The organism is Komarekiella delphini-convector SJRDD-AB1, from assembly GCF_014831675.1.
Lineage (GTDB): Bacteria > Cyanobacteriota > Cyanobacteriia > Cyanobacteriales > Nostocaceae > Komarekiella.
Genome location: NZ_VJXY01000053.1, coordinates 31,499 through 43,711 on the forward strand (window position 1 = coordinate 31,499; position 12,213 = coordinate 43,711).

Consider the following 12,213-nt stretch of genomic DNA (forward strand, 5'->3'; position numbering starts at 1 on the left):
ACATTATTATCACAATAACTCCAACACATAAAAAGTAGCAAACCCGCCTAATGGTCGGCGGGTTTTTCCCTGAGCATCTGTTTTAGGTTTTCTAATAACTGCCTGAGAGAATCATTTTCTTCTCTCAGGCGGCGGTTTCCCCCAGTACTACCTCTTCCAATTTTGCAACTCTGTGTCTTAACTCTAAAATCTCGCCTGAATCGGCTTTGTTTCCAAGGTATTGGTCAATTAAATCGAGCAGAACATCAGTAGCGTTCTTCCCCTCTTCTTTAACCTTTTGGTAAAAAGCATCCTTCTTGTCTGGTGAAATCCTGATGTTTAGCCTTGATTCAGTCATAGTACTTTCCTCTTTTATTGATCAACGCTATCAGCGAAAGCCTTGTATTAACAAGTGTACTCCCAGATATTTAGAATTTGTTATCCCGCTGTGTTGACATTTGGGATAACAGATTCTATACTATATTTATAAGCCTAAACAAAAGACGACCGCCGCAGTCTGGACAACGAAGCGATCGCCTTTTGACCTTATATTCAAGGAATCTTCATTATGACGCAATCAGTTTACACACAGCAAGCGCCTTCAAGCTTCAAGCTCAACACCTTAACCACAGTTGCTAATCCTTCCTTTCAAGATGAACTAGCGCTAGCCCAAGCCGAAGCTGTAGCCCCCACCCAAGACCCCCTCACTTCACGTGACCGTCGCATCATTGCCGAGATTATCCAAGCACAGCCTGAAACCATCCGCACCATTTGGATTGAAGGCGGTATTACAGTATGGGTGCAGTTCTTCGATGGCGGACGGCTTGCTTTCGACCGGGACTGGTTCGCTATAAGAGTTGCATCCGTTAAGGCGACTCTGCCCGAAACCCCACTGGAACGAAACGAGCGCCTGCATGAGGAACTGTCAATAATTTGCAACAAATTTGGGATTCAGACAGGACAAATTGATTGGCTATCGTTCAGCACTAAACTTTATCAAGACCGACAGTGCATTGGATTGGTTGGGTGTAATGCTCAAGGGTTGTGGTATGCCAGACGAACTCAACTGGGCTGCAATCAGTTTGCCCACTCCGCAGAGATAGTGGTGGCATCCTTGGGAGTCAGACTTACAGTCGCGGCTTAGTTCTGAAAGCGAGAAAGGCAAGCGCTTACCCGAATGGAAATGCGCTTGCCCACCAAACTGGAATCATAAATATTTATCATGGCACAGACTACAATCATTACACCTGTTCAAGAGCAATCTGACGAATCCCAAGAGAAAATACTTCTGTCTCCAGCAGACCCGAATGCAGAGGTTATGGAAGTTCCTGGCTACAAACTTGTATATATCAATGGAGCTTGCCCCAGAACTTATCGCGTGTACAAAGATGATTCAATGCTGGGGTTAGTCTTTCAACACATCACCCACTGGTCTAACGCTGTAGATAAGATTCGCTACGCCAACCCGGAGGATGCAACTGTCGGGCTGGATGAGTTCATGGAGATGGCGAAGATATCAACAGCGATTGTACAACAACCACCCACACAAGAGGAATTACTCGATAAAGAATTTGATGCCCTGACTTTTGATGAGTGGGAGCAGTTGAAGAAATACGTGCCAACCCCAGAAATTAGAGATTTGTTAGCAGCTTAAAGAAAGAGGTGGGCGTTGTTGCTCACTTCTTCAATCAAACTGTTTTACTTAGCTTCACAAATATAACAATGTCAGCAATAGAAATACTCAAACAATTTAACTCGTGTTACCTGAAGATTCAGGCGATTGCCCAAGATGAAAATTGGCTCTTGTTAATTGCGGACAAGAAGATTGATCCAGAAGCGGCAACTCACTTGGGCGATGTCCTGCATTACTTAGGTGAGGCGATGGGGTGCGTCGAGCCGTTAATTGACCCAGATTAAAGAAGAATGCATTCTGACAGCTACGCCGAATCTTTTTGAGTTAGCTACTAAGTCTATCTCTCTAGTACAAAATACCCAATAGTGAAAAATATGACAGTTACACTTGATACATTCAAATCTCCTGAATTCCGTGGTAACTTCTCTAAATTGCCTATTTGTCAATTACTGAATGGGAAAAATATCTTGTTCATCAAATCTGACAATATTAAACTATCAGGTTGGATTAAACGAGCAGAAGTTGAAAATTTATTAGCTCAACTACAAGCTACACCCAAGGGTAAGAAATTCACTTTGCCAGAAGGGTACGATATTGCTTGTGGTACTCCTTTTGTTCACACTTACCGCAATGGTAATGCTGAATCAGGCTTGGCTTTTGAATGTCCTCGGATTCATGTACTTGCTAGCAGTCCCAGAATGATTGAGGTGAACGATAAAGGTGCTGAAGCAGGGATTGGACGCAAGGGAGATATTATCGCCAACTTCGAGACTTGGCATGGTCAATCAGTTAGAGAATCACACCCAAAAGAGTTCACCACACTCCGAACTTTGCACATGATTTACTTGGTTGACACCAACGGCAGCTTTCTCCATAAAGTTCCTTTAGTTTTGACAGTTCATGGCGGTGCAGCCGCATTTTTTGGACAACAGCTTGAGAACTTTTATAAGCTTGTGGAGATTGCTTACTCTGATAGTCAGGGTGATTCATTCTACACCCTAAACGAACAAGCAAGAGCCGTTACTATATTTCAACCAACATTCGATACAGAGCTTGTAGGTACAGATGCTCGTGCTGAAGTATGCGCTGTCGTAGGATTTAACGAACCATCAGCAGAGAATGTGAAAGAGTTTTTCAATCTCCCCAATGCTGAAAAGATTTGGGGAACACAGCAGTCATTATCGGGGTTTGCTTCTAGATACCTAAAGCAGTTTGAGAAGTTTCATCAGATTGCACCTGGAGTTGAGGTTGATGAATTTCCAGAAGAACAATTTGGTGAAACTATGCCAAAGAATCAAGTTGATAGTCTTTACCATCAAGTGAAGCAGGAGAATTTAACAGCTTTGCAGCAGGATGAAGATCCCGATAATTTCTAACTTCAATGGGGTGTATCTATTACGCCCCAGAATAATTAACATTGTAGGCAATATTATGTTTGAAACTCACACCTCAAAAGACGGAATTACGGTACTCATTTGTCAGATGGATGACAGACATTTGAGTAACACGATTAAGGCTTACTGTCGAGAAATCGAAAAGTGCAGAAAAGTGGTCACTCAACCATCTGCGGAAAATCAGATGATTGCAATTTTTAATAGCAATTATAGCCAAGCCAATATTAAAGAGCAGGCAGTGAATCAACTGAAAATTTACCACCAAAGATTGCAACCATATTTAGGAGAAGCATTGTTGCGTGGTTTAAATCTCAGCAACGAATTAAAAATAGCTTATGGCAGAACAGGGCAAATTAAAAATGCTTTTGGTATCACCCTTGAATTAGTAGAAGGTGATCATGACCACGACTACGAAGATGATTATTCTCATCCAGGTCATCCAAGCCACTACGGTGACAGATAAGAAGTTCTACTGAAGACAGAATTCAGAATACCCTATGCTTGTCCTCGCAGCTTCCCGCAGAACTAAATAACTTTAAGGCAAAGACGCATGAAACAACTCACAGGTTCTATACCCATCGCAGCATTACCAGAATCTACTGATGTTTCTGCTAAAGAACAGCTAATAGCAACAATTGAATGGCTCCAAAAAGAGGGTGCAGCAAGTGAAACTAATCTCAAGCTTTTAACTGCAATTACCGAATCAATTCTCTGGTCTGAAGAATCATACACAAGATTCTTACAATGCGGATTTGATGCAGCTATTGAGCTATTTGATATCAGTTCTCAAAACTGGGAGTTTAAAGAATCAATGTCATCACCTCATAATCCCAGGAATTGGGATGAGTACAAACAGCTTGCGACTTGCACGGACATTGTTCTGCCATCAACATGATTGCTTTGTCAACGCTCAAGAGCCATCACACAAACCATAAATCGCAAGGAGAATAACCTATGTCAAGAAAATCCACCGCTGCCCCTGCTGATCACTCTTCTCAATGCCTACAATATCTCCGACGTTGTGGCGGCAGCGCTCGATTGTGCAACATCAGCTTTAGCCTGGGAGTGATTCAAACGCTGGTTAATCGCAGGCTGGTAAAGGTCAGCAATAATGGTGCAGGGTTTTATGTGGAGTTGAACGAAACACGATGACCAACCGCAAACAAATTCTTTACCCCCAAGTTCAGTTAGACCGCAACAATAAATTGGTTCTTCGCCGGGGCAGAAGAGTTTTCAAGATGAAGAAATTTATTGACCGCACTCTAGAAACGGCAGTAATTGCCTCTTTACTGTTCACAGGATTTGCGGGAGTGGGAGCGATAGGATGCTGGGGAATGGAAATAATCGAGCTAAATACTAATGCCAAAATAATTTTCTCTAGCTGGTACTATCAGAAAAACGCTTGTTTGGGAGGTATGTTAGTAAGTTTTTCAACCTTTCTAGGCAGTTCTTTGCTTGGTGCAAGTTTTAGTATTATCAGAGACGATTTTCATAAATAATTAGGAGAAATAATGTCCAAACTGAAGTACTTAAATATTTGTGCTGGAGCAATGGGAGTAACAGCAGCGCTCATTGGAGGCACAATTCTAATCAAAGGAACTAACGAGGCGAGTGTCAAAAGTGTACTTGCTGGTTCATGGTTGTTATCCGGTGGAAGTCTTTTAGCTGCTACCCGTTTGTATCAAGTCAAAGTCGAGTCAGACATCGACAACATATTATCAGAAAGACGCAAAGCAATGCCAAAAGCTTGTAGGGGTTGCAGGAACTTTCACGGGATTAAATATGGGGGAGTGATGCTCGTTTGTGGAATACATCCTCATGGCGTAGAGAGTGATACCTGCCCAGATTTTGAAAAGTTTGCTCAAAAAGGAAAGCGGTAATGGAAATCATACTAACTACATCTGAAATACGGGCAATTCTCCAAGGATGTCAGCAGACACTAAGACTCATCAGAAGTACAACTGAGTACCGTCAAATAGAACGTTCTCAGTATTTCTCAACGACAAATGAGGTTGTGCTTGGGGATGCTATTGGTACTCTTAATGAGATAGATGAGGCGATTGAAGAGTACGAGTCTATTACACAAAAAGTAAAGGTCTAGATGGAACAAGAAATCACAGAAGCCATCGGGCTGGGTAGTTCTCAACTCCAACCAGAGCCGAAGCCAATACCGGAGCCAGAGCCGCAAGTTACCATTTACGACTTTGCAGATTTATTAACAAAGAATGAACCACCGAAAAAGTCAAAGTAGAAAGAACTCGTAAACTTACATGGGAGCAACAAGATGACATTAACTCTGGACAATCAATCTCAAATCAGAGAATCGTCCTTGACCAAAGCATTACGGCAGGTACAGCAATTGAAATCCAAGATTGCCGAACTAGAGCAGCAACATCAAGACTATGTGCGTTCTCAACAAGAACTAATTCCAGCGATCGCCGAAATTTGTATGTCTTCAATGCAGGAGGTTGAGGCTTTCCGCATTCTGATATACAAGGGCGAGGCGGAATGTCGGCGGTACTTGCGCTCGTTGCTGGTGAATCAAAGGAAGGCTTCTTGAAAATGCAGCACTACGCTGGGGGACTACTACCACCGTTACGGTCGCGCAAGTACTGTAGAATCTGATTGACCTTGCGTTCGTTAGATAAAGCGATTTGGAGTAAATCAGCAGTAGTTCTCGACAAGCTAAGGATAGTGTCACTATTTATCCTTGTCTCTTGCGTGGAAGTTGCCAATTGTTCTCTAATTGTGGCTACCTCCGTCTCTAGTACATCAAGTCTGGCTTCGATGTCGGGTTGTTCAGTTGAATTTGTCATTTTTCTGCCTTTGTGCCTCGCTCGTTCAAGCCAAACATTTCAATTATATTTCAGACGGCATCTTCAAGATGAATCTAGTTTATTCAGAAGTAGGGTCACTTTCTTGCAGCCATCTTAAAATAGTCAGCACCAACTCCCAGGATTTTTGTCTATCCCAGTGCGGCAGATGGTTAAGTATACGAGATTGAAGTATCTGCGGATCTTCTAATTCTCCACTGCGAGATGCAACAGCCTCTCTAAACATTTGCCCCAAGGTGGCAGCTTGATTACCTTTATAGTCAGGTTGCCTTTTAATTTCCTCAATAATCCAGTCAGGTACGGTGATCGTTTTAAATCCTGGTTTCGGCATACATAGTTGAGAATTAATTTTTTGATATTACGGCACTTTACGTCATAGATGCAAACCTTAGTACGGTATAGTATGGTAATAGAATTACGATTTGTTTAATATTGCTGTAAAGCCTTAAAGCAATAACATTAGCCAAAGACTCAATTTTTCTCAACCACTATAGTTATTAATATGACTCCAAACACCAAAATGATTGAAGAGTTAGACCCATTAGTTTTTTGCCAAATCTGGGGTTTGACTTATGAGGAAGGTTCAAAGTACCTCAAAATAGGGTCTAGAACCTTAGCTGCTTATGCTTGTCAAGGAAAAGTAACTCACCGCGAACCTTCGTCTAGAGTAAAAACCTTAGCAGCCATGCGACACAATCAATGGCTTAAAGAAGGTAGAAAGCCAGATAAGTTGTTCGGACTGACTTAATCAACAAAGTTGTCAACAAAGTTGTCAACAAAGTACATTGCCCACCAAGCGTGGGTATTTTATTATTTAAATAGTTCAACAGTTCGACCAGCCAATGGAGTATTTAACCGTTAAAGAATGCCGAGGTTTATTAAGGATTCAATCGAAAGACACGATAAATAAATATCTGAAGACTTTGAACTTATTTGGACAAGCTTACCTAAGTTGGTCAGAGATTAAACAAGTTTTAGAGCTACAGATTTTTCTGGGTCTAAAACATGGAAGAAACAGCAAATCACGCTTCTGTCAAATGACACGCCAGCAACTAGACGAGACATTTAAAAGCTATGGAGTCGATGTAGATGCCAGGCTAGCAACCTTACAAAAAATACATAGAGGCTCAGTACAGCAAAAACCAGTTTATGCGTCGAGTTGCTCAAAAAAATGAACTACTAATTTCCTGGTGATTACAGCCTAATACAACTACAGTGCAAGCATTTAATAGCTTTTTGCCTTTAATGACAGACTACATTCATTCTGCTGATTTTACCGAAAAATAGGCTTGTCAGAGATTGCCAAGAATCATCAAGTAATGTGTTACTGTAATACTACAAAGCTGAAATCTTTACCAGGAGACGATTCAGCAGAACGTTAGCAAATGAAGTGTAGATAATTCGATTCTCAAGTGCCGAAAATTAAGTACATTTTTTCCCACAGAGGCAGCAAGTGTAGTATTAGGCGAATAAATGTAAGTGTTAATCTATACGGATGTAGCGCAATGTGTACAAGAAAGAGAAATACACCAAAACATCTTTTGATGGAACAACTGAAACAATAGAAAAGGAAGAAAGAAATCCATCAGGTTTGTTAGAATTTTGTACAGCCGTTATGGCAATTACTCTTTCAATTTTGACAGCCACTTTGATTTTGCACTCGTTTAACCATGCCAGTAGTATTAGAAGATTGGATAAGCCTATCAATCAATCTGAGAAATATATGTCAGAAGATTCGGGGAGCCAAAATTAGCGATCGCACATGGTACGAATGGGAGCGATTAGCGGGGGCCTGTTATGCACAGGGTAAGAAAGTCTGCGCTCGTCAATATACCCATGAGCAGACAAAGATGCTGTTGTGTTTGGCGAATTTAAGAAAGCATCACCCACGTATCAAAGTGACTTATCGGAGTTTGAGAGATTATTTCCAAGCCAATGAATACAAATTGGAGGAGGTGTTTGACAAGTACTGTAATCAGGTAAACTCCGGTGAGGCTTTTGTCGCGGATGAAGTTAAACAACAACCCCCCAAGATAGCGTTAAGTGAGGTAAAAAAGTGCTGTGACCGGATTATGAATCGTGAGATATCCAGGAATTGTTGGGCGAGTTGGAAACAGTATTTGGGAATCCCGAAATATGAACGGTTTATAGATGAGGGGAAAGCCTCGTTGTTGACGTATATGGCTTGTTGGAGGCATGACAATCCCACAAAAAAGTTTCCCTCAATCAATCGTCTAATAACCATGATGAAAGATTGGTCACGTCGGGCGATGACAATGGAAACAGCATCTAGCGCCAAGATGTGGCACTCTTGGCGGATGAGAGGGTGCTTGGGGAAAGATTTAGCTAGATATTTGGCGATGTGTGGCTATAAAATTTCGATTCGCACTTTGTATAAGTGGGGAGATTTTAGCCAAAGAAAGCATTATTCGGTGTCAGAGTTGCAAGAGTGGAAAGAAATAGCATCACAAAAGAGGTGTGCGTGATTAGACTATTGGACGGATTCAACAACTTTCTAGCCTTCACGGTTAATTTTGTGTTGTGCGGAGAATATTGTAACTATTGCTAGGGAGAAAAATATGACACGTAAGAGTTCTGAAATAGTACACTCAACAGAGTCAACATCAGTACAGACCCAGAGTAAAAGCCTTACCAGAAGCAAAAAGCCAGAGAGCATTACTCATCAAGGACAAGCATCAGGACAGGCTATTGAGGAGTTGGAGATTGCTTTTGACTTTGATTTAAGGATGGCAATTATTCAAAGATTGGTGCGAGACAGAGAGTTTATTCTCGAACACAAGGACAAAGAACGCCAAATCACAGAAGCATTAGAATTAGCTAGGTTAGAGGCTGTTGAAATAGCGCGCTTAGAAGGCAAACAGCAAGCAAGAGCCAAGATGGCGAAAAAAAAGGCCCAACAATTAGCCGCAACCCAACAACACTTTATAGATGTTGAATTATCCCAACTTATAGATAGTTGCGACTATTTGCCCTTTGAAACGATGAAGCAGACTATAAACGGGCTAGCAGCCCGTGTAGGCGTGAAATTGGAGTGGAAGGATTTAGATGATGGACAATTCGAGTGCATACCTTGCATCGCCTGAAGAAGAAAGCAAGGGGGGCAGGGGGAGAAGAGAAGCAGGGGTAGAAGAGGAGCTATTCTATAATAATTTTCTTTCTCCCAATTCCTCCCCTGCCTCCCCTGCTTCCCCTGCCTCTTCTCTCTCCCCTGAAGTAATTGAGTTTATCGACACAGTAAATCAGGGGCGAGGATTTGCTGAAATTACCCAAATCATCAGCGAAGAAGTACAACGACAAATTGAAACCCAGTTGATGGAATTTCAAGCAGCGATCGCGGATTCAAATTTAGCTGCGATAGATGCAATGAGTGAGGAATTGCAGAGGATAAAGTCGGAGTCTGCAACACTTAGCGGGGTGATGGAAAGATTAACCGCAGCTGTTGCTCCGGATCTGACGGCGACCGAGGATGAAGTTGTGAGCTTCCAGCAAGCGATTAACAACCTGGAGCGATATGGCAGTATCATCCCGTCGCAATCAGACATTTTAGCTGCTCAATTGAGGATGCGAAATGGACGCGCTTGGTCATTGGTTTGGCAGTCACTAGCAAAGATGTTAATTAAAAAGTTGGAGAAAAAGTTTTGCAAACAGCCTACTTCCACAGAGCCTACTGGTGCTACGAAAACAATCTTGGAATAGCCAAAATTCATTACGAACCACTGGGAATTTTTGCAATTTTATTTGAAGCCTGCATACCCCGAATTAACATCAACTTCCTAGATGAAAAAGAGTTTTCCTACTATTGGCAACAATACAAAAAAGCAGGAGTGACATTGAGCGCAGGGATGCAGATTGACCGCGATGTGGATTTAACCAGAGTAGTTGAGAGGGATAACGTTTTTGAGTTTCCTGAGATTAACCTGCAAATCAAGCTAGAGAATAATATACGTTGGTTCCGTCCAGTAAATGGTGAGTGGATCAAGTTTGAAGATGATGTGTTTGTAAATTACAAACCTTGCAAATCACTAATACACGTGTAGGAGATAGCTATGCCTAAAACATTAAAGCCGCAACCGGAACCGCCCAAAAATGAAGGATTGAATCTTTCTGACTTAAACGGCGATGTCAGTAAAGCTCTAGTCTTTAAAGATTCCCATTTTGGTTTGGAGTCAGCAGTCTGGGAGAATGCCCAGCGGATTGCTGATATGTTGCCTGTGAATGTCAGAACTTTTGGCGACCTTACAGACGAGCATATAGCCTTAGCGGCGGAAAACGCTAAGGGCGCAGAAATCCAACTCAAAAATTGGACTGAGTATGATGCCCTGATATCTCGTTATTTGAAGGCCCTGATCAAAAACAGAGAGAAACAAGCATCTGTTGCTGAAAACGTTGGCGAGGCCAGGGTTACTCTTGCACAGATGGAAAAGAACTTAGGGGTGTCTCTTGCTAATCTCGAATCAAAATTCAGACAAATAGTTGGTGGTTCTCGTTCAGCCCTAGCAGGAGTCCAAGATGACTTGGAAATTAGCTTAGGCAAGATTGCTTCACAGTATTCAGAAGGTAAAGCTAAGAAGCAAGAGAAACTACAAGCTGAAAAAACTAAGAAAGAACCAACTCCTTACGAAGAACAAACTAGCAATTTGGTTACTCGGTTCCAAGAGCTTAGAAATGCCCGATATTCGGGAACACCAGGAATTACACAACGAATTAGGAAGGAGTGAGGGCAGGGGGCAGGGAGCAGGGAGAATAGAAACAAATAGATAAATGAAGGCTTTTGGTACGAATAATGGAAAAGCAACCTATTAAAAGTCACGAAGACTTGGAAGCATACAAAATAGCATTTGATACAGCTATGAAAATATTTGAACTCTCAAAAAATTTTCCTGTTGAGGAGCGATATTCTTTAACTGATCAGATTCGTCGCTCATCTCGTTCTGTTTGTGCAAATCTTGCAGAGGCGTGGAGAAAACGCCGTTATGAAGCTGCTTTTATTGCCAAATTAAATGACAGTGAAGCTGAGGCAGCAGAAACTCAAACTTGGATAAAATTCACGGTTAAATGCAGTTATATGGATGTTAATACAGGCAGAGAACTGTATGGAAATTACAATCGAGTTTTGAGTATTTTGGTAACCATAATTAATAACCCGCATCCCTGGCTGATAAAACGCTAATTATCAATCATCTCTTTTCCCCCTGCTCCCTGCCCCCTGCCCCCTGCCTCTTTAAATATGTCACAAATTTGTAAGATTCTAATCTGGATGTGCGGGTTTATTATTGCTACTGCGATCGCTCAATTAATTAGTTTGTTGCCCTACAATGCCTTAGTTGTAGGAGTAGCCGCAGTAATTATTTACTCCCAGGGGAAAAATAGTAACTCGATGCTGTTACAAATCATCGCTGTTGGATTAGCTTTTGGATGGGGCAAATGTTATTTCCTTGGTTAAGAATCGGGGGCAGTGGGTTAGCTGCTCTAGTGTTAGTGTTAACGTCTAACCCCAAAGACATAAAACTGTTTACACCTGCTAATATTACAGCGATCGCACTCTCCAGTTATGCGGGGTTGGAATTGCGGAAGCTGCAAAAACACTACGAGGATAAAGAGCGAGAAGAAGATATGCTTGCCGCCATGAAAGATACTCAGGCTACTGAGCAGTTACAGTATCTTTCATCAGCAGCCGAGCGCAAACGCTCTACAGCAGATGCAGACAAGGAAACAGAAAGGCAACTGAAATTACTCCAGCAGACAGCACCTCTGTTCAGTGAAGTTTTGACGGTTACTGGACAGAATGGGGCAGTTAGTCGTATGGCTTTGGGCATGATTCAGAACGGGGAAAGCCTGGGCAATGTTCTGCTAGCAACATCTGAAGCAGAAATGCAACTGGAGCAGGCTAAACTGCAAGCCCAAATTCATCAACGACAGTTGGAATTGCAGGCACAGCAAACACAGCAGGCGCTTAAAAGTGCTAATACTGAGGTTGTAAATGTCACTCCGACCAATAGCGTAAATGCGACCACAGTTACAAATTCATTAAAGATTGAGGGATTAAAAAAGGCGGCAACAGTTGTCGGACTTCAAACTGAGTGTTTACGAGTGGACAAAGCGCCAAGTTACGAAAGGTTAATTTTTTCGGTAAAAACAGAGGATTTTAATTCTCTACCTAAACTCAAAGCAGCAACTAAATTGGCGTTAGGGATAAGTGAGAAAAGTGATTTACCTTTTTACATTTATCAATACTCCGGACAAAATTAGGCGGTAATAACGCCGTAAGACCGTAGGTTTTGGTAGTTAGGATGGGATTTAATTATAGTCGGCGAGAGTCCTAACGTTGAAATAAAGGTGTCGAGCAAATGGT

General features: G+C 41.9%; 24 protein-coding genes. 21 read left to right on the plus strand and 3 right to left on the minus strand.

What is annotated here, in order from left to right; translation table 11 throughout:
- Window positions 1-124 precede the first annotated feature (124 nt).
- Window positions 125-337, minus strand: a complete 213-nt coding sequence (locus tag FNW02_RS30810; RefSeq protein WP_191761252.1) for a hypothetical protein — start codon at window positions 335-337, stop codon at window positions 125-127.
- Window positions 338-547: 210 nt separating this feature from the next.
- On the opposite strand from FNW02_RS30810, the gene FNW02_RS30815 reads away from it, so the two are divergent.
- From FNW02_RS30815 to FNW02_RS30870, 12 genes are all read left to right on the plus strand, one after another.
- Complete coding sequence (locus FNW02_RS30815) at window positions 548-1,123, plus strand: hypothetical protein (protein WP_225226024.1); 576 nt, start codon at window positions 548-550, stop codon at window positions 1,121-1,123.
- A 78-nt stretch (window positions 1,124-1,201) separates the two neighbouring features.
- Entirely contained in the window at window positions 1,202-1,633 is a 432-nt protein-coding gene (locus FNW02_RS30820) for a hypothetical protein (RefSeq protein ID WP_191761253.1), read from the plus strand.
- 68 nt (window positions 1,634-1,701) lie between these two features.
- On the plus strand, window positions 1,702-1,896 hold the full coding sequence (locus tag FNW02_RS30825; protein WP_191761254.1) for a hypothetical protein: 195 nt from the start codon (window positions 1,702-1,704) through the stop codon (window positions 1,894-1,896).
- A gap of 90 nt (window positions 1,897-1,986) precedes the next feature.
- Window positions 1,987-2,988 (plus strand): DUF5895 domain-containing protein, encoded by a 1,002-nt coding sequence (locus FNW02_RS30830; protein ID WP_191761255.1) that lies wholly within the window; start codon window positions 1,987-1,989, stop codon window positions 2,986-2,988.
- 55 nt (window positions 2,989-3,043) lie between these two features.
- Window positions 3,044-3,469 (plus strand): hypothetical protein, encoded by a 426-nt coding sequence (locus FNW02_RS30835; protein ID WP_191761256.1) that lies wholly within the window; start codon window positions 3,044-3,046, stop codon window positions 3,467-3,469.
- Window positions 3,470-3,556: 87 nt separating this feature from the next.
- Window positions 3,557-3,901, plus strand: a complete 345-nt coding sequence (locus FNW02_RS30840) for a hypothetical protein (protein WP_191761257.1) — start codon at window positions 3,557-3,559, stop codon at window positions 3,899-3,901.
- 59 nt (window positions 3,902-3,960) lie between these two features.
- The gene (locus FNW02_RS30845) at window positions 3,961-4,158 is read left to right on the plus strand and encodes a hypothetical protein (RefSeq protein ID WP_191761258.1); all 198 of its coding nucleotides are present in this window, start codon (window positions 3,961-3,963) and stop codon (window positions 4,156-4,158) included.
- The gene (locus FNW02_RS30850; protein WP_191761259.1) at window positions 4,155-4,505 is read left to right on the plus strand and encodes a hypothetical protein; all 351 of its coding nucleotides are present in this window, start codon (window positions 4,155-4,157) and stop codon (window positions 4,503-4,505) included. The genes FNW02_RS30845 and FNW02_RS30850 overlap by 4 nt, the downstream gene beginning before the upstream one ends.
- Window positions 4,506-4,517: 12 nt before the next feature.
- Window positions 4,518-4,886 carry a hypothetical protein gene (locus FNW02_RS30855; protein WP_191761260.1) on the plus strand — a complete coding sequence of 123 codons (369 nt, stop codon included), beginning with the start codon at window positions 4,518-4,520 and terminating at the stop codon, window positions 4,884-4,886.
- On the plus strand, window positions 4,886-5,107 hold the full coding sequence (locus FNW02_RS30860) for a hypothetical protein (RefSeq protein ID WP_191761261.1): 222 nt from the start codon (window positions 4,886-4,888) through the stop codon (window positions 5,105-5,107). The genes FNW02_RS30855 and FNW02_RS30860 overlap by 1 nt, the downstream gene beginning before the upstream one ends.
- On the plus strand, window positions 5,108-5,257 hold the full coding sequence (locus FNW02_RS30865) for a hypothetical protein (protein WP_191761262.1): 150 nt from the start codon (window positions 5,108-5,110) through the stop codon (window positions 5,255-5,257).
- 33 nt (window positions 5,258-5,290) lie between these two features.
- On the plus strand, window positions 5,291-5,566 hold the full coding sequence (locus tag FNW02_RS30870) for a hypothetical protein (RefSeq protein ID WP_191761263.1): 276 nt from the start codon (window positions 5,291-5,293) through the stop codon (window positions 5,564-5,566).
- Between the two features lie 10 nt (window positions 5,567-5,576).
- Here FNW02_RS30870 and FNW02_RS30875 read toward each other — a convergent pair whose 3' ends face one another.
- Together FNW02_RS30875 and FNW02_RS30880 are read right to left on the minus strand one after the other, a co-directional pair.
- A complete protein-coding gene (locus FNW02_RS30875; protein WP_162400135.1) occupies window positions 5,577-5,822 on the minus strand; it encodes a hypothetical protein in 246 nt (81 codons plus the stop codon).
- Window positions 5,823-5,901: 79 nt separating this feature from the next.
- Window positions 5,902-6,171 carry a hypothetical protein gene (locus FNW02_RS30880; RefSeq protein ID WP_191761264.1) on the minus strand — a complete coding sequence of 90 codons (270 nt, stop codon included), beginning with the start codon at window positions 6,169-6,171 and terminating at the stop codon, window positions 5,902-5,904.
- A gap of 171 nt (window positions 6,172-6,342) precedes the next feature.
- On the opposite strand from FNW02_RS30880, the gene FNW02_RS30885 reads away from it, so the two are divergent.
- From FNW02_RS30885 to FNW02_RS30930, 9 genes are all read left to right on the plus strand, one after another.
- Entirely contained in the window at window positions 6,343-6,588 is a 246-nt protein-coding gene (locus FNW02_RS30885; protein WP_191761265.1) for a hypothetical protein, read from the plus strand.
- A 922-nt stretch (window positions 6,589-7,510) separates the two neighbouring features.
- On the plus strand, window positions 7,511-8,326 hold the full coding sequence (locus FNW02_RS30895; protein ID WP_191761267.1) for a hypothetical protein: 816 nt from the start codon (window positions 7,511-7,513) through the stop codon (window positions 8,324-8,326).
- A 93-nt stretch (window positions 8,327-8,419) separates the two neighbouring features.
- Complete coding sequence (locus FNW02_RS30900; protein ID WP_191761268.1) at window positions 8,420-8,944, plus strand: hypothetical protein; 525 nt, start codon at window positions 8,420-8,422, stop codon at window positions 8,942-8,944.
- Window positions 8,907-9,557, plus strand: coding sequence for a hypothetical protein (locus FNW02_RS30905; RefSeq protein WP_191761269.1), 651 nt, complete (start codon window positions 8,907-8,909; stop codon window positions 9,555-9,557). Before FNW02_RS30900 ends, FNW02_RS30905 begins: the two co-directional genes overlap by 38 nt.
- Window positions 9,500-9,898, plus strand: coding sequence for a hypothetical protein (locus tag FNW02_RS30910; RefSeq protein WP_191761270.1), 399 nt, complete (start codon window positions 9,500-9,502; stop codon window positions 9,896-9,898). Before FNW02_RS30905 ends, FNW02_RS30910 begins: the two co-directional genes overlap by 58 nt.
- Before the next feature lie 9 nt (window positions 9,899-9,907).
- Window positions 9,908-10,579, plus strand: a complete 672-nt coding sequence (locus FNW02_RS30915) for a hypothetical protein (protein ID WP_191761271.1) — start codon at window positions 9,908-9,910, stop codon at window positions 10,577-10,579.
- A gap of 65 nt (window positions 10,580-10,644) precedes the next feature.
- Window positions 10,645-11,031, plus strand: a complete 387-nt coding sequence (locus FNW02_RS30920; protein ID WP_191761272.1) for a four helix bundle protein — start codon at window positions 10,645-10,647, stop codon at window positions 11,029-11,031.
- 57 nt (window positions 11,032-11,088) lie between these two features.
- A complete protein-coding gene (locus FNW02_RS30925) occupies window positions 11,089-11,304 on the plus strand; it encodes a hypothetical protein (RefSeq protein ID WP_191761273.1) in 216 nt (71 codons plus the stop codon).
- Window positions 11,286-12,110 (plus strand): hypothetical protein, encoded by an 825-nt coding sequence (locus FNW02_RS30930; protein ID WP_191761274.1) that lies wholly within the window; start codon window positions 11,286-11,288, stop codon window positions 12,108-12,110. Before FNW02_RS30925 ends, FNW02_RS30930 begins: the two co-directional genes overlap by 19 nt.
- Window positions 12,111-12,213 lie beyond the last annotated feature (103 nt).